At 47.0% G+C, this 16,544-nt stretch carries 13 protein-coding genes; 5 read left to right on the top strand and 8 right to left on the bottom strand.

Annotated features, from left to right (window positions below; genetic code table 11):
- Positions 1–11: 11 nt before the first annotated feature.
- From QZW82_RS23135 to rpsT, 6 genes are all read right to left on the bottom strand, one after another.
- A complete protein-coding gene (locus QZW82_RS23135) occupies positions 12–1,100 on the bottom strand; it encodes an HNH endonuclease (RefSeq protein ID WP_293153448.1) in 1,089 nt (362 codons plus the stop codon).
- Positions 1,101–1,234: 134 nt separating this feature from the next.
- The gene (gene rpoB, locus QZW82_RS23130; RefSeq protein ID WP_293153445.1) at positions 1,235–4,621 is read right to left on the bottom strand and encodes a DNA-directed RNA polymerase subunit beta; all 3,387 of its coding nucleotides are present in this window, start codon (positions 4,619–4,621) and stop codon (positions 1,235–1,237) included.
- A gap of 362 nt (positions 4,622–4,983) precedes the next feature.
- Complete coding sequence (locus tag QZW82_RS23125) at positions 4,984–5,193, bottom strand: hypothetical protein (protein ID WP_293153442.1); 210 nt, start codon at positions 5,191–5,193, stop codon at positions 4,984–4,986.
- A 31-nt stretch (positions 5,194–5,224) separates the two neighbouring features.
- Complete coding sequence (locus QZW82_RS23120) at positions 5,225–6,004, bottom strand: TatD family hydrolase (RefSeq protein ID WP_293153439.1); 780 nt, start codon at positions 6,002–6,004, stop codon at positions 5,225–5,227.
- Positions 6,005–6,121: 117 nt separating this feature from the next.
- Positions 6,122–6,265: a hypothetical protein gene (locus tag QZW82_RS23115; protein ID WP_293153436.1), complete on the bottom strand. Its 144-nt coding sequence runs from the start codon at positions 6,263–6,265 to the stop codon at positions 6,122–6,124.
- 56 nt (positions 6,266–6,321) lie between these two features.
- Positions 6,322–6,621 carry a 30S ribosomal protein S20 gene (gene rpsT, locus QZW82_RS23110; RefSeq protein ID WP_293153433.1) on the bottom strand — a complete coding sequence of 100 codons (300 nt, stop codon included), beginning with the start codon at positions 6,619–6,621 and terminating at the stop codon, positions 6,322–6,324.
- A 1,233-nt stretch (positions 6,622–7,854) separates the two neighbouring features.
- Here rpsT and hisD point away from each other — a divergent pair.
- Both hisD and QZW82_RS23100 read left to right on the top strand, forming a co-directional pair.
- Positions 7,855–9,168 (top strand): histidinol dehydrogenase, encoded by a 1,314-nt coding sequence (gene hisD, locus QZW82_RS23105; RefSeq protein ID WP_293153430.1) that lies wholly within the window; start codon positions 7,855–7,857, stop codon positions 9,166–9,168.
- Between the two features lie 347 nt (positions 9,169–9,515).
- Positions 9,516–9,944 carry a universal stress protein gene (locus QZW82_RS23100; protein WP_293153498.1) on the top strand — a complete coding sequence of 143 codons (429 nt, stop codon included), beginning with the start codon at positions 9,516–9,518 and terminating at the stop codon, positions 9,942–9,944.
- A gap of 129 nt (positions 9,945–10,073) precedes the next feature.
- Here QZW82_RS23100 and QZW82_RS23095 read toward each other — a convergent pair whose 3' ends face one another.
- Both QZW82_RS23095 and QZW82_RS23090 read right to left on the bottom strand, forming a co-directional pair.
- Positions 10,074–10,508, bottom strand: coding sequence for a hypothetical protein (locus tag QZW82_RS23095; RefSeq protein WP_293153427.1), 435 nt, complete (start codon positions 10,506–10,508; stop codon positions 10,074–10,076).
- A gap of 143 nt (positions 10,509–10,651) precedes the next feature.
- Positions 10,652–12,382, bottom strand: coding sequence for a C39 family peptidase (locus tag QZW82_RS23090; RefSeq protein ID WP_293153423.1), 1,731 nt, complete (start codon positions 12,380–12,382; stop codon positions 10,652–10,654).
- 186 nt (positions 12,383–12,568) lie between these two features.
- Between QZW82_RS23090 and QZW82_RS23085 the strand changes: the two genes are divergently transcribed.
- Genes QZW82_RS23085 through QZW82_RS23075 form a run of 3 tightly spaced genes read left to right on the top strand, consistent with a single transcriptional unit; the run spans position 12,569 to position 16,471 of the window.
- Positions 12,569–13,882 (top strand): NB-ARC domain-containing protein, encoded by a 1,314-nt coding sequence (locus tag QZW82_RS23085; RefSeq protein WP_293153420.1) that lies wholly within the window; start codon positions 12,569–12,571, stop codon positions 13,880–13,882.
- A 16-nt stretch (positions 13,883–13,898) separates the two neighbouring features.
- Complete coding sequence (locus QZW82_RS23080; protein ID WP_293153418.1) at positions 13,899–15,521, top strand: serine/threonine-protein kinase; 1,623 nt, start codon at positions 13,899–13,901, stop codon at positions 15,519–15,521.
- On the top strand, positions 15,518–16,471 hold the full coding sequence (locus tag QZW82_RS23075; protein ID WP_293153415.1) for a tetratricopeptide repeat protein: 954 nt from the start codon (positions 15,518–15,520) through the stop codon (positions 16,469–16,471). The genes QZW82_RS23080 and QZW82_RS23075 overlap by 4 nt, the downstream gene beginning before the upstream one ends.
- The last annotated feature ends 73 nt before the right edge of the window (positions 16,472–16,544 follow it).

Here is a 16,544-nt window from a genome sequence, read left to right as displayed (position 1 = left end):
TTAAATCAATGTCAGACTCCTTTATATGTGACATTATTTTTAATGTCATAAATGACACTTGTCGATACTGCAAATTCCAGAGCAATTTTAGCAATGGATTCTCCAGCTTTAATTCGTTCTCGCACATCCTCTGCTTGAGCAAAAGTCAGCTTGCGATCGAGATATCCACCCATACGAGGAATCGGAACCTCTTCGCCTTCTTCCTTCCAAGTCACGTGATACTTAATATTGTGTATAGTTATCGGATTTACGCCGTATGCTTCAGCTAGATCCTTCATCTTCTCTCCTGCTGCTAGTTTTTGCCGGATTTCTCGCACTTTTTCCCAGTCTAATTTGGCATTGGAAAGGGGATGACTTTTTCCTTGGGTGCGTCCTTTTTTGGAAGCATCTAATAAATTCTGAGTGCGAGTACCAGCCCAGAGGTGTTCTGGATTAATACAACTGGGAGTATCGCAAGTATGACAAGCATCCATATAGGTGGGAAGTTCATATCCTAATTTCTCTGCTAAAACAGCACGAGTAACTGATTTTAATTTCCCATTTTTGAAGTACCTACCATAGCCTGAACCATCTTTTGCGCCTTGGAAAATTATGCAGCCATTGTCTTGAATTTCTCCTACAAAGCGTGGGGAAACTGTGGTGAAGTTATCGGGGATATTTGTCTGAACTATCTTAGTAATAGTTTCATGTTGTACCCCATACTCTTTTGCTAGGTGGTTCTTGACTTTTCCCGATAAATATTTAGTCTGAATTTCGCGCAGTTGTTGGATGGACAATTTATCAATTCCCGGAATACTTTTGCGTCTGGGAGTTTTGCGATCGCGCCCCATCATCTGTCCGGTATTCTCAGCCGCAGACCCTGCTACGAGATGTTCCGGGTTGATGCAGCTTCGATTGTCGCAGGTGTGGCAAGCAAAATAACCGGAATCGAGGAATCCTGCTATTTTCGATTCGAGGACTAAGCGGTGGACTAATACCGTTTTGCCATCGAGCCACTTGCGCCCGTAACCGTTTTTAAACTTACTGCCTTGCCAGTTAATACAGCCTGTCTCCCGATCGAATTCTCCTTCAATTCCGGGGATAACTGTTACAATGATCATGTCAGCGCATCTCCTTAGTTAGAGCGTTGATTCGCCTCAACAGTGGTACGAACACTGTTGAGGCATTTTCATTTGAGAGTATCGATTAAAGATTTTAGATTGAATGTTGCCAAAAAATCTAAAATCTTTAATTCCTAATCCTCGTCGAGTTCGTCGCGAGAAAGCGATTCGTAGGTAGGCCTGGAGGGCGATCGCCGCCCGCCAGCATCCGCCATCAAATCCACTTCTACGTGCTCGCTGCCTTCGTCGTTCGTATTCACCTTGTGCACGGCAATGTCCAAGCACAAAGACTGCAACTCCCGCATCAGCACTTTGAAGGATTCCGGCGTACCGGGGCGGGGAATAGCTTTGCCTTTGACGATCGCATTCAAAGCCTCATTTCTACCCTGCATATCGTCCGACTTGACAGTCAGCAACTCTTGCAAAGTATAAGCTGCGCCGAACGCTTCGAGAGCCCAAACTTCCATTTCTCCGAACCGCTGACCCCCCTGCTGCGCTTTGCCGCCCAAAGGCTGCTGCGTTACCAGCGAGTAAGGCCCCGTGCTCCGGGCGTGGATTTTGTCGTCTACCAAGTGGACGAGTTTGAGCATATAGGCGATGCCGACTGTTACGGGGCGATCGAACGGTTCGCCGGTGCGGCCGTCGTAAACTATAGTTTTGCCTGGGTGTTTTTCGTTAAATACCCAAGGTTTACCAGTTTTTTCGCGCGCCTCCTCTAATTTGCCGTGAACGGTTTCCCGCGACTTTTCAGCGCCGTGCATTTCGTCAAACGGCACCATCTTGAACCGCATCGACAAATTTTCGCCGGCCCAGCCCAGCAAGCACTCGAAAATCTGACCTACGTTCATCCGCGACGGTACGCCCAACGGGTTGAGTACGATGTCAACCGGGGTGCCGTCGGGTAGGTAGGGCATATCTTCCATCGGCAGAATCCGGGAGACGATACCTTTGTTACCGTGGCGGCCGGCCATTTTGTCGCCGACTTGAATCTTGCGTTTTTGGGCTACGTAAACGCGGACAACCATGTTGGCGCCGGGGGGCAGTTCGTCGCCCTGTTCCCGGGTGAAAACCCGCACGTCCACCACGCGGCCTTTTTCGCCGTTAGGGACGCGGAGGGAGTTGTCGCGCACGTCTCGGGCTTTTTCGCCGAAGATTGCTCTGAGCAGTTTTTCTTCGGGGGGTTGGTCGGATTCGCCTTTCGGAGTCACCTTCCCTACCAAAATGTCGCTGGCTTCTACCCAAGCACCTTTGCGGATGATGCCCTGTTCGTCTAGCTGGCGCAGCGCGTCTTCCCCGACGTTGGGAATTTCCCGGGTGATTTCTTCAGGGCCGAGTTTGGTTTGGCGGGCTTCGATTTCGTATTTCTCAATGTGAATCGAGGTGTATACGTCTTCGTACACCAAACGCTCGCTAATGAGCATGGCGTCTTCGTAGTTGTATCCCTCCCAGGGCATATATGCTACAAGGATGTTGTGACCCAGGGCGAGTTCGGCGCCTTCGGTGGAGGAACCGTCGGCGAGCACTTGACCTGCTACGACGCGATCGCCCTCATAGATCAAAGGACGCTGGTTTAAACAGGTATCCTGGTTAGAGCGCTGATATTTTTGCAATTCGTGTTCGATGCAGCCGGCATATTTTTGCTTCCACACCGAGGGCTGTTTGGCTTTGAGCTCGTCGTATTCGCGAATCATGAAATGTTCTTCGCTGGAATTCGACTCTGCATCTACCGCCAGGGGCTTGACAATAATCCGGGTAGCATCGATGTAAATTACTTCGCCGTTGACCTTAGAAACTACCACCATCCCGGAATCTCGGGCGGCTTGAGCTTCCAAGCCCGTACCCACGAGGGGGCGTTCTGGTTTCAGTAGCGGCACAGCTTGCCGCTGCATATTCGAGCCCATCAGAGCTCGGTTGGCGTCGTCGTGTTCCAAGAACGGGATCAGGGAGGTGGCGACGGAGACGATTTGCACTGGCGAAATCGCCATGTAGTCCACCTGCATCGGGGTGGTGGTGGTGAATTCTTGGCGGTAGCGAACAGCTACGGTTTCGCCCAAGAGGTTGTTGTTTTCGTCGAGGCTGATGTCTCCGGGGGCGACGCGCAAGTCGTCTTCTTCATCGGCTGTCATGTATACCGGGGCTTTATCCCGCAGTACCTGTCCTTTTTCGACTGGGTAGAATGGGGTTTCGATGAAGCCGTAGGGGTTGACGCGGGCGTGGGTTGCCAAAGAACCGATCAGTCCGGCGTTGGGGCCTTCTGGTGTTTCAATGGGGCAAATCCGGCCGTAGTGGGACGGGTGAATGTCCCGCACTGCGAAACCTGCGCGTTCGCGAGTTAAGCCTCCTGGGCCGAGGGCGGACAGCCGGCGTTTGTGGGTCAGTTCTGCTAGAGGATTGGTTTGATCCATGAACTGGGATAGCTGCGAGGAACCGAAGAATTCCTTGATTGCTGCTACCAGCGGTTTTGGGTTGACTAGGGAAGCAGGGCTGAGGGCGTCGGCATCGGAAACGGTCATCCGTTCGCGGATAATCCGTTCTAGGCGGTTCAATCCGACGCGCACTTGGTTTTGCAACAGTTCGCCCACACTGCGGACGCGACGGTTGCCTAAGTGGTCGATGTCATCCGTTGAGCCGATGTCGAATTCCAGGTTTATAAGATAGTCGATCGCCGTCAAGATATCTTGGGATGTCAGTACCCGCATTGTATCGGGGACTGTCAACCGCAGTTTTTTGTTGAGTTTGTAGCGGCCTACCCGGCCCAAATCGTAGCGTTTGGGGTCGAAAAAGCGCGAGTTGAGGAGCTGTTCGCCACCAGCTACGGTGGGGGGTTCACCCGGACGGAGTTTGCGGTAGAGCTCCATCAAAGCTTCTTCTTCGCCGAATTGTCCTTCTTTCTCGATCGTCTTTTGGAAGTATTCGGGGTGGCGCAGGCTGTCGTAGATTTCGCCGTCCGTCAAGCCTAGGGCTTTGAGCAGCACTTGGGCTGACAACTTGCGGGTTTTGTCAATTCTCACCCAGACGAGATCGTTTTTGTCCGTCTCAAACTTGAGCCACGCGCCGCGGTTGGGAATCAGACTGGCGTTGTAGGAACGGCGGCCGTTTTTGTCGGTTTCTGATTTGTAGTATACCCCGGGCGATCGGACGATTTGGTTGACGATGACTCGTTCCGCACCGTTGATGATGAAAGTGCCGCGTTCGGTCATCAACGGCAAATCGCCGATGAAGACTTCTTGCTCTTTGATTTCGCCTGTTTCTTTGTTAATCAAGCGGGTGGGGACATACATTTGCACCGAGTAGGTGCTGTCCCGGCGCTTAGCTTCGTCTACATCGTATTTCGGGCGCTTGAGTTTGAAGTCTTTACCGATGAAGTGGAGTTCCAGCTTTCCCGTGTAGTCTGTAATCGGGGAGAAGCTGTCTAGTTCTTCAATCAGTCCGGCTTCTAGGAACCAGCGAAAACTTGCCCGCTGGATTTCGATCAAGTCGGGCAAGGTGAAGGCGAATTCTGTGTAATCTTTAGTCGTCATGGGTGTCCTTTTTCCGCAGTGGCTCTAGCTTTTTACATGGCGCCAAGGCTTGGCGTTTTTACCTTGTTGCGTTTTTTTGATGGATTGTGTGAGAGAATTTATATGATGTTTTCGATCGCCTACCAACTGCTGCAACGGTTATTTTTATTGGTTGCTCGCATTATTTTTGTGCGGGTTCTGCCTGCGATCGAGATTCTTTTAGCTCCGATCTCTTGGTACTCCAGGGTAAATCCCTTACACATTTGACTCCTAAAATTGACTTTACAGCTATTGCCAAATTGCTGAGGTTCCAAGTTGCTTGTAATGTGTAAAATTGAGTGTAAGTTTGAGGTATTGCTTGACGTTTTTGTCTGCCCGGAAGGTTAGCGCGCCCTCGCCCAAGCTAGCAGTTCGGCGACTGCGACGGCTCCCAGAGCAAGCGATCGCCCGATCGGTCGGTTCTTTTTATTATTATAGGACGCAAATCCGATCGCACTACGGCAACTCCCAAAGAATCTGAGATTAAGGATGAATCCGGTTTTTTGGATCGGGATATAGATGGGATTTTTCCTATCTTTTGCCCCGAACTCCACCTGTTTTCCTCGTTTCTCTATGCGCTAGCAACTAAAGTGACAACCCGAATAGCTGACAGGCATTTTCGGTTGTCTGCTGGGACAAAGTTAACAGAGAAACTCCTCTCAATTTAGCAACTTGCTCGGCTACGTAGTAGACGTAGGCTGGTTCGTTGCGTTTTCCCCGCTGGGGTACGGGCGCGAGAAAAGGGCAATCTGTCTCGACTAGGATGCGATCGCTATTTACCATACAAGCTGATTCTTGTATTTGCAAGGCTTTTTTAAAGGTGACAGTGCCGCTAAAACTGATGTAGAAACCCAGATCTAAAAACCACTGGGTTTCTTCTGGCGTGCCTCCCCAGCAGTGCATCACCCCGCGCACCGGGCCGCGTCTTTCCCAAAAGTTCCGCAGCATTTCGGCCATCGGGGCGGCGGCGTCGCGGCAGTGGATAATGACTGGTTTGTCAAGTTCCCGGGCAATTTCAAGCTGTGCCTCAAACACTTTAAACTGGTGTTCGCGATCGTCAGCCTTAAAAAAGTCTAGTCCTGTTTCGCCGATCGCCACTACCCGAGAGTCAGAACTTGCCAATTCCCTAATCAGGCTTGCAGTTTCGTCTTTCCACTTGGCGGCATCTAGGGGATGAAGCCCCACCGCAAAAGAGACTTCTGCAAACTGATTGGCAATTGCTTGAATTCCAGCAAACTCTTCGGGCTCTACACAAGAATGAACCAATCGAACTACACCAGCTTCGCGCCAGCGTTCTCGAATGGCTTCTAACTCCGACTTGAAAGTCTGAAAGTTGATATGAACGTGAGTATCGATGAGCTGCATGGGCGAATTGGAGACTGAGAGAGTGGGGGAGTGCGAGATTGGGGGAGGGGGGAGTGCGAGATTGGGGGAGGGGGAGAGGGGGAGAGGGAACAAATCTTCTCTCTTCCTTGCTTCCTGCTACTTTTTCCCTTCTTCCTTACTTCCTGCTGCTTTTTTCCTTATTCCGACTTCCATCGGACTTCCATCCCTTACATTCGTTACATCCGTTACAAAATCCGTTGCCGAACTTCTTCCTTCTTCCGACTTCCATCGGACTTCCATCCTGTACATCCGTTACATCTTGTACATTGATCGTTGCCGAACTTCCTTCTTCTGTCTTAGGATGCTACTTGTGTTTCGTGTGGCTTGAGGGTTCTTGCCAAGCGGGACTTTTTGCGAGCGCCGTTGTTACGGTGCAATACACCTTTTTTCACAGCTTTGTCTATTTTGCTATAGGCCTCAGACATCCGCTGCTGGACTTCTTGCATTAATTCTGGTGTCGGAGATGCGGCGTATTTATCGACGGCTGCAAAATACTTTTTCATCAAAGTTTTTACCGCTGACTTGTACGACTTGTTGTACAAGCGGTTGCGCTCGGCGATTTTGACTCGTTTGACGGCGGACTTAATATTTGCCATAGTTCAGTTTGTGGAAGTAGGTATTGATTGATACATCATAGTCTCAAGATAGTCTCAAGACACGGAGATTTTGAGGGACAATCTTTTCGGGTGGGAGCCGCAAAAAGCTTGATTTTTTTAAAGCTGAGTCAGCCATGAGCCGATCGATCGGATTCAAGCTGAGCCTGGGGCTACTTTTTCAAGAGCGATCGCGCAATAATTTTTAATTGACTCATTTAACTGCCCTTTTTTTACCTCTGACGATACCCAAAGGTATGACAAGGGTGCGATCGAGGCGTCTTGCGGGGTTTCACACCGTCACGAGTTAAAGTCACGGTTTATTGCGCGCAATTTTCAAGTATACAATAACTTGGCGTTTTTTTATAAAAAATTATCAGGTGTCGAAAAAACTAATATAGCATCGATTCGGCTCAAAATCCCATTCCCTGAAAAATCCAAGTTAAGCTATAACAAAGAGTACGGGTTATTTGGGCTTCGTCGAAGGAAGAAGGAAGAGGGAAGAGGGAAGAAGGAAGAAGGAAGAAGGAAGAGGGAAGATTTTTTCCTTCTCCCCCTCTCCCCCTCTCCCCCTCCTCCCCTCCTCCCCTCCTCCCTCCCCCTCTGTGCACCCGGTTCTCTGACCAAAAAACGAGCCTCCCGTGCCCCTGGCTTCAGACACGGGGATAAGTCGGCGGCGGTTTCAACCGCCTTGAGTATTTGATATAATTCAAGTAGCAAGTAAGAATAACCATCTGCGTGTTGAAACAACCTAGTGCGGTGAAATCCCGGCAACGGACATATCCGACTTGATTCGGAATAGTTAAAGGGCAAACAAAAGGCAGGTTGTTGAGCGTACCGTATCTTTGGCATTAGTGATGGACTCCGAAAACATAAAAAAGCTAAAAGTATACGCAAAGTTTGGATTTGTCTAAGCTGAGTGGGTAGAGGCGCTTTGATTTCGCCTTTGAAAGTTCAAATACGAACTCTTCAAGAATCTCCGTCCCTTTAGGGCTGGGGAGTATCAAAGGCAATTCCTCAAGGAAGGTTGTGACTTGTCGTCAGTTTGGCAAAAAAATCCTCGACAGAGATTTAAACGCTGCACTGACGATGGGAAACGAAGCCTTTGAAACAGCCGCGAGACTCGCGGTTTAAGCTTGTGGACTGGTGGTGGCTGACTTATCCAGGAGATAGTCACAAAAATCCCCAATTGTCAAGCAAATCAAGCGTGAATTATTGACGGCATTCCTAATCTCCATGCTGCGAATTATTACTCAGTGGGTTGAGGCGCAAGCTGAACTGCGACGAATCTGCGATCGCACCCACGACGAACTTGTTATTCACAAAGAAGCCACCGTGCGGGAGGTGCTGCAAGCTGTAAGACGCAAAGGCGATCAGGCTGTGCTGCAATATACTGCTGAATTTGACCGCATGACTCTAAATGCGGCGGATTTGCGCGTGAGTGGCGCCGAATTGGATGCTGCTTATCAGCAAATATCGAAAGAATTATTAAATGCCATCCGGTTGGCTTGCAAACAGGTAGAAGCGTTTCACCGACAGCGCGTCCCCAAGTCTTGGGTGCAGTTTGGTGATGACGAGGTTGTTTTGGGCAAGCGCTACACGCCAGTCGATCGCGCGGGAATTTACATCCCTGGCGGTCAGGCGTCCTATCCCAGCTCGGTAATCATGAATGCGGTGCCTGCGAAGGTCGCCAAGGTTCCGAAACTGGTGATGTGTACTCCCCCCGGACAGGAGAAGAAAATGAATCCTGCGGTGCTGGTAGCGGCTCAGGAGGCGGGAGTTGATGAGATTTATCGGGTAGGTGGGGCCCAGGCGATCGCAGCTTTGGCCTACGGTACAGAAACTATTCCCAAGGTAGATTTAATTACTGGGCCGGGGAATATTTACGTAACGCTGGCGAAAAAACTGGTTTACGGAACTGTCGGGATCGATTCTCTGGCGGGGCCGTCGGAGGTGCTGATTATTGCTGATGCTTCGGCGAATCCCGTACACGTAGCTGCGGATATGTTGGCTCAAGCCGAGCACGATTCGATGGCGTCGGCGATTTTGCTGACGGCGGATTCAGTGTTGGCTAGGAAGGTGGTGGCTGAGGTTGACAGACAGTTGACAAATCACCCGCGCCGGACTTTGACGGAAAAGGCGATCATCAATTACGGTTTAGTTGTAGTGGTTGATTCTCTGAAAGCGGCGGCGGAACTCTCTAACGAGTTTGCTCCCGAACACTTGGAATTGCAAGTGGCAGATCCCTGGGCTTTGCTCGACCAAATTCGGCACGCTGGGGCGATTTTCCTAGGCTGTTCCACACCGGAAGCTGTGGGCGATTATTTGGCTGGCCCGAATCATACTTTGCCGACTTCTGGTGCTCCGCGCTATGCTTCGCCGCTGGGTGTGGAAACTTTTATGAAGCATTCGAGTTTGATTCAATATTCGCCGGCTGCACTTAAGAAGGTGGGTAGGGCGATTAATGTGTTGGCCGAAGCTGAGGGTTTACCTTCTCATGCTGATTCGGTGCGCTTGCGGACTGAAAATGAGGGGGATGATGAGTTTTAGATGGTACATTTGAGGTTGGCGATCGAGATTTACCAGAAAGAATTGGTTGAAAGCCCCAAGTCTTTGAGGGAGAAATTAAAATCAGACTATTCATTACTCCAATCCTCTGACTTCTAGGTAGAGGTCGCTCTCAAACTGTCAACTGTCAACTGTCAACTGTCAACTGTTGAAGCACTTCGGGCTTAAGAAACCCGGTTTCTTCCAATATCTTGCTAAAATTAGGCAATTATGTTAAGAAACCGGGTTTCTGTGTAGTAATGATGCTGTTGGTGGGAAGCGCTAAATTGGGGAAAGTAGGCGAATATCAATGAGAAGTTTAAAGTCTAATATCTGATATTTAAAGGTGCATTGTATTGAATACTGTTTTGGTGGCGATCGACAATTCTGAGTTTGCAGCACAGGTTTTGCAAGCTGTGGGACAGTTTAAACTAGAACCGACGGCGAAGGTGATTTTAGTTCATGTTGTGAGTTCTGATACGTTAGATTTTGATGCGGTGGTCGATCGACCTCACGCTCAGGGAAATGAGATTGCTTACCGAGAAGTAGAGAAGTTGTTGCAATCTTATCAGGAAACTTTGCCTTGCGAGAGTGAGTTGGAGATTGTTGCGGGGGAACCGGCCGAGGAGATTTTACGTTTGGCGAATATTTATAAAGCGGATTTAATAGCGATCGGCTGTCGGGGTTTAACAGGTTTGAAGCGGATTTTGGAGGGTTCGGTGAGTGCTGAGGTTGTGGCTGAGGCTCCTTGTTCGGTGCTGGTTGTGCGGGCTAGGTAGGGGGAATTGAACCGCAGGGATGGACAGGCGAGACGCTTGTTGCACAGTAGCTAAAACTTGTAGGGTGCGTCAGCCAAGAGTTATTCAATTTGCCGATAATATAACGGGATATGACGCACCCCACTACTATCAATCTAGGTCATAATTCATAGTAAAATTGATGGTGCTTTCTCCGGTTCCTAAAGGAGTACGCACAGAACGGGGAAATAGGAACTCGAAACTAGACACTCCATTGCCAAAATCGATGTAATTACTACCAGTTCGACCCATAATAAGCACAGTCTCTTGCCAATTACCACCATTGACCCTATACCGAAATGGCATAGGACCCGTATAGCCAGCAGTCTGCTCTGGATTGACATAGAAACCACCAATCTGTTTATCTGAGTTATAGGGGCCAAACTTGCATTCAAAGCTAAATTCAGCTCTGGGAATGAAACAAGACCCTCTTCTTTCTGGACCAGCCCAGTTGTTGGCTAAAGCCACAAGGGGAAATGACACTAGAGTTGCTAGGATGGAAAATGTAGCTCCTAAAACCGTAATTTTTGTAGTGCTTTTCGACATTTTTTGACTCTGATTAGACATAGGTTTACGTGGATTTGAATGGATTCGCAAGCGAGAGTAATAGGAGCGATCGCCCGTCGGATGAGGAAGGCGATCGCTATCTTTAGTCAGTCACAGTTAGGTAGCACTGATATCTGCTAACGTTACTTTTTGCCAAAAGCGATGAATACAGGCTGGTAGGAGCCTCGATCTGGCTGCCAATAGAAAACAGAAAGTTGCTGTTTCGTCATTGCAACAGGACCTCCCTGGTGCATTGGATCGGCAACGATATATTTGCCATCAGTTGTTTTTCCGAGAATTGCATTGAGGTGTGGTGTATAGCCATCACCCACTCTTTGCGGGAACTGTTGACGCCACTCAGGTCGTAAAAATCCCCAAGATATAACAGGCTTTCCTTGATTAAGAGATTGATCTAACTGATCCCATCCTTGTAAATCTTCTGGTTTACCACCTGTCTTTGTGATTCCTGCTTTGATTTGATCCCAGTTAGTGCTTTGTCTGTCTAAATCCAGCACATTCAAACCTTGTTTGACACTATTGGAATATCCAAACATCTGGGCCCGTGCATAGTCTATGCTAGTTTCAACGCTGATATTAGCTGGTTCTTTACCAAGCATCTTCAAAATCATAGCTAAACTAGCAGGACCACAGTTATTGCTGCCGTTAGGTCCATTTGGATTATATTTAGCATTAAGGTATTGAAGCTTGAAGAAAGGATCAGCCTGTTGTATGCTAGTAGGTAATTGACTATTATTTCCCGAATAGAGGGTGACTTTAGCCGTACCATTATTCAGCCAATCGAGAGTTCCCTTCTCAAAATTTTGTCGCCAATTGCCGTTGCCAAGATGCGATTCTTCACTGGTAGGCAAGCCTAGCTGACTATTTTGACCTCCTAAATTCAGGTAATTATTGCCCAGGCTACCGCGAACAGAGAAAGTACCATTGGCGGAATGAAAGATTGCACCATTTTGGAAGTTTTGTCGCCATTTACTATATACAAATTGGTATTCAGCACTGGTAGCTTTACCCAACTGGCTAGCTATAGCTGGATTTCTGTTGTAAAAAGAACCAATGCTACCTTGGATCGGAAATGAACTCAACTGCTTCTCTACTAGATATTGGTGTCCGTCTATCACGACACTGCTACGATCATCCTCACCCTTCAAGTCCTGAAGCTCACCTTGACTCAATTCCTTCCCTTGAACAACCGCCGCAAAAATTGCCCCCTCATCTCCCGGTGAATCCGTAATATTCAAGTGCGAATCAACAGAGTGACCTATCTCTTCGAGCAACACATCGACAATCGCCGTCGGGTTCCCCACATTCCGATCCAAAAATTCCTTAGATAAGTAAATCGTATCCGTCGCAGCAGCAAAAGCCCCATTCGCTCCATTAATTTCAGATTCAGAGATAACCTTCACCTGTGGGATACCACTAAAATCGTCGCCGATCCATTCTTGTGTTAAGGCTTTCGCTTTCTCAGTATCCCAACTATCCCCAAAAGCCTCATTCATCTTAGCCGTAAAATCTGGATCGGTGGCAAAGTTCTTGAGTTCCTCGTAAACCTTTGGCATTGCCTCACCCGTTAGTGAATCTACAGAGGGAGCGGTTGCGATCGTGCTAACATCGGCTAGTGAGAAATCTGTTGTCTGGAACGGCAACGGTGCGTTAGACAAGATAAAGTTTTCGTTATTGTCTGGTGTTAGAGTCGTGATGTTAGCTTCTTGGCTAGCACCACCTCTTAAGAAGCGGTTAGGATCTAACTGTGGAATAATTCCTTTGTTCGCTTCAAGGGTGTCATTCAAACCTGGGATGGGAGGGTTGGCAGATGCCAGCAAGTTTTGGCGGTCATCAGGGGTGAAAGGGTAAGACATATAATTACCTGTCCTGCTGATTTGTTTTGAGTAACTTCTTTGTTAAGCGTCTACTTTATAAAGTAAAAAGTAAATAGTGAAAGTTCATGGTCTTTATCAGTCAATTCATCCTCAGTTCATACAGTTAGTTCATAAAGTTCATAAAATTAAGTACAATGAATAGCAACCTTGAGATTTGGCTAAACTGTGGATATTGAAAACTTGTTAATTTTATTGGATAATTGGGTTGTTGAAAGTAGAGGACAAGGCTTAAGTCCTCAGCAAAAGGAGATTTTTAGACGCTCTTGGGAGGGTCAGGAATACGATGATATGGAAATTTCTCGCTATAGCACTGACTATATAAAGAAAATGCTGGCACCTAAGCTGTGGAAGCTACTCTCAGAGGTTATAGGAGAACCAGTGACTAAAAACACTCTCAGAATAGTGATTGAACCCCCACTGAAGGTGCGATCGCGCCAACAGCACTCACTAAAACCTCTACAGCGGAAGATTTGGAGTGATGATGCACCGGAACTCTCGGTTTTCTACGGATACGCGGATGAACTAAACACCTTGGAGAAGTGGATAGTAACGGATCGCTGTCGCCTCGTGGCGTTGGGAGGTATGGTGGGAGTGGGTAAAACGGCGATCGCTGTGAAGTTGGGACGGCAAATTCAAGACAGCTTTCAATTTGTTATTTGGCGAAGTCTCAGGGGATCTCCACCGCTGCAAAACATTCTCGCTGACTTGCTCGAATCCTTTTCTGACTGTACAGAAACAACGTTGCCAGGTACCTCAGTCAGTGACGTTTCGCGACTGATGGAATGTTTGCGATCGCACCGGTGTCTGGTAATACTGGATGGAGTGGAAACAATTCTGGAAACCAGTCAGTTAGCCGGAAGATATCGAGAAGGATATCAGGATTACGGGCAATTCTTCAGACAGATAGGGGAATTGAGCCATCAAAGCTGCTTAGTGCTTACTTGTTCTGAAAAATTGAGGGTAATTGATTTGATGGCAGACAGAAACAGCCCGGTTCGCTATTATAAGTTAGATGGTTTAAGAAAAGACGCAGCTAAGCAAATCCTCAGAGACAGAGAGCTAGTTGAAGAACCGGAATGGACTAGCCTCATAGATCGCTACGAAGGTAATCCTTTGTTGCTCAAAATTGTGGCAACAACGATTTTAGAAATCTTTAATGGCAGAGCTACTGATTTTTTGGGGCAAAATACAACTTTTCTCGGCAATCAACTAACGGAAGAATTAGACCGACAGTTTCAGCGAATTTCTAGAGTAGAAATTGAAGTGATGTACCAGCTTGCACTTGCTTCTCAACCCCTGACGCGATCGCAATTGCGGGAGAATATGCCTTCCTCTCCCTCCAGCTCGCAAGTAACGGACGCTCTCCAATCTTTGGAATGGCGATCGCTAATTGAAAAAATCAATGTCGGTGGTAACAGCCTTTTCACCCTGCGACCTATAATTAAAAAGTACATGTTCAATCGATTTAATAACAATTAACTACATAAAAACTGTCATGATTAAACCGGAAACAGTTGTTAAAAATCGCTATCGCATTGTGCGGTTACTCGGTGAAGGAGGCTTTGGTAAAACTTATGAAGTTGATGACGAAGGGACACTAAAGGTTCTAAAACTTCTTAATCTAGATAGTTTATATAATTCAGAAAAGAGACAAACAGCTCTCTCTTTATTTCAGCGAGAAGCTGAGATATTAAAACGGCTGAATCATCCAGGCATTCCCAGAGTTGAATCCGACTGCTATTTTACTTGGCAAGATGGAATTGATACTAGGCACTGCTTGGTAATGGAGAAAATTGACGGACAAAATTTAGAGAATTGGCGGCGGGAGAGAGATGATAAGTTTATTACCCAAAAACAAGCTATAGAGTGGTTAAAACAACTGCTAGAAATAGTGGAATATTTGCATCAGCATAATTATATTCACCGTGACATTAAGCCTCCCAACATTATGCTAAAACCAAACGGACAGCTAGTGCTGATAGATTTTGGTGGTGTCAAGCAAATCACTGATACTTATATTGCCAAATTAGTTGACGATGTTGATGCGACAAAGCTATGGACGGCCGGTTACACGCCCCAGGAGCAAAGGAAGGGAAAACCTCTTAAACAATCTGATTTTTTTGCCTTGGGCTGCACATTGGTTTACCTGCTAACGGGAATCTCTCCAGAACAGTTTGATACAGATGATGATGATCTGTTGATTTGGCGACATCATGCTCCTACAGTCGGCGAGAATCTAGCTAATTTAATCGATCGAATGATAGCTCCTTTACATAGGGAGCGACCTCAAGATACGCAAATTATTTTGAAATATTTGGCAACGCTAGAAAAAGAACCTTCTGTAGTAGAAGATAAGCCAACTGATTTGTCTGTAAATAATCGAGATAAAATTGAAAAAAAACTCTCCGCTAGTTTAAAACATGGCATTGCTAAATTAATCAACATTTCCAGTGTCATTAAGGCAGCGATCGCACTGGGGGTGTTGTTGCCACTAGGTTTCTTTAGCGGGCGGTATTTTTTGCAGCGAATTCCTTTTAACTTCTATCATCGCGGATTTGAGAGTTTCCAAGCAGGTGATTTGGAGCGAGCTGAGTCATACTATCGTTTGGCACTATTTCTAGATCCCAACTTTGCAGAAATTTATTTCAGTCTGGGAAAAGTTCACGAAAAACGAGCTAAGTGGGAATTGGCCGAGGCAGAATACCAAAAAGCCATTGCTTTACAACCTGATTATGACAAACCTTACAACAACTTGGGACGATTGTACATTCACAAAAAACAGTATTCTGCTGCTATTGCACTCCTCAAACAGGGTCTAGAGTTAACTAAGGATAAGGCAGTAGAATCTGCCTTGCTGAAAAACTTCGGATTGGCGTTGAAGGAACAAGAAAAATACGAGGAAGCTAAAATATATTTGCAAAAGTCTCTTGCCTTGGATGGGAAGCGTGCGCCCGCGTATTGCCTGTTGGCACAGATACTAGAGATCCAGGGGAATAAAGTAGAAGTTGGAGAAAAATGGAAAAATTGCTTAAGATATGCTTCTGAAGACAACCCAGATGAGAAAATTTGGAAGAATCAGGCACAAAAGCGCCTGCAACTTCAAAATACTCAAAAATGAAATGCAACCGATCTATTTTAATTGCCTTAAGTTTGATTTTGGCAACCATAAATATAGAAACTGAGGGATTCAAATGGTCAAAAGCAACGCTGGCGGTAGCAGCACCTGTTGCCGACACGACTGCTGACACGCGGATCTCTCAAGAAAAGAGAGGATGGCTGCTAGCTAGGTGCAGGCCATGTCCTAACGATCCTGCTAACTATCGTGGCGGACAAAGCAATCGCATTCCATACATCATCAGTCCCCGCAATACCTTTTTGCTGACGAACAGACCAACATTTCGGTGGAACCGTCCTATACGGGGCGGAAAAAGTTACACCGTGCGCCTGACATCTCGAAGCTTGAACAAAGATATTTGGCAGAAACAAAACGTGACGGATAACCAACTTCCCTATCCGTCCGATCAACCTCCATTGGAACCAGGAGTAGAATACTCATTAATTGTGAAAGCAGAAGATGGATCATCTTCTGTAGAGGAACAAGTATCTGTAGAGTTTAGAGTGTTGGATGCCAAGGATGCTGATGATGTGAGATCTGCATCGGCTCTGATTTCTAAACAGCAGTTGCCTGAGGAAACTAAGTCTTTGTTAGTGGCTTATCTTTACACTGGATATTACTTGAGAGCTGAAGCAATTGAACTACTTGAACCGCTAGCTATTAAAAGTCAAACGCCAGCCGTACATCGCTTGTTGGGAGACCTCTACCAGCAGGTTGGACTGGCTTCTCTAGCTCTACCCTATTATTTGCAGGCAGTGAAGCTGGCTAATTCTAATCAAGAATTAGCAGAACTAGCAGCAGCACAATCAGGGTTAGGTCAAGTTTATGTGACGCTGGGCGATAAAGCTAAAGCAATCGAGAATTTCAAAAGCGCCTTAGAGCTATACAAAAAATTAGGAAACCAGCAGCGGCTTATCGAACTGCAAGACCAGATTAAGAAATTAAGTTCCTAAACAGTAGAGGTTAGCGTGAGGATAAAATTTTGGTATTCGATCGGAATTAGCCTGATAATAGCAACACTATCTC

Source organism: Microcoleus sp. bin48.metabat.b7b8b9.023 (genome assembly GCF_013299185.1).
Classification (GTDB): Bacteria; Cyanobacteriota; Cyanobacteriia; order Cyanobacteriales; family Microcoleaceae; genus Microcoleus.
Note: the sequence above shows the minus strand (reverse complement) of the source record. Positions and strands in the feature narration are given on the sequence as shown.

Excerpts from the sequence above, each read along its gene's own strand:
- QZW82_RS23135 (WP_293153448.1), bottom strand. The coding sequence starts at position 1,100 with ATGATCATTGTAACAGTTATCCCCGGAATTGAAGGAGAATTCGATCGG.
- rpoB (WP_293153445.1), bottom strand. The coding sequence starts at position 4,621 with ATGACGACTAAAGATTACACAGAATTCGCCTTCACCTTGCCCGACTTG.
- QZW82_RS23120 (WP_293153439.1), bottom strand. The coding sequence starts at position 6,004 with ATGCAGCTCATCGATACTCACGTTCATATCAACTTTCAGACTTTCAAG.
- QZW82_RS23115 (WP_293153436.1), bottom strand. The coding sequence starts at position 6,265 with ATGGAAGTCCGATGGAAGTCGGAAGAAGGAAGAAGTTCGGCAACGGAT.
- rpsT (WP_293153433.1), bottom strand. The coding sequence starts at position 6,621 with ATGGCAAATATTAAGTCCGCCGTCAAACGAGTCAAAATCGCCGAGCGC.
- hisD (WP_293153430.1), top strand. The coding sequence starts at position 7,855 with ATGCTGCGAATTATTACTCAGTGGGTTGAGGCGCAAGCTGAACTGCGA.
- QZW82_RS23095 (WP_293153427.1), bottom strand. The coding sequence starts at position 10,508 with ATGTCGAAAAGCACTACAAAAATTACGGTTTTAGGAGCTACATTTTCC.
- QZW82_RS23090 (WP_293153423.1), bottom strand. The coding sequence starts at position 12,382 with ATGTCTTACCCTTTCACCCCTGATGACCGCCAAAACTTGCTGGCATCT.
- QZW82_RS23080 (WP_293153418.1), top strand. The coding sequence starts at position 13,899 with ATGATTAAACCGGAAACAGTTGTTAAAAATCGCTATCGCATTGTGCGG.
- QZW82_RS23075 (WP_293153415.1), top strand. The coding sequence starts at position 15,518 with ATGAAATGCAACCGATCTATTTTAATTGCCTTAAGTTTGATTTTGGCA.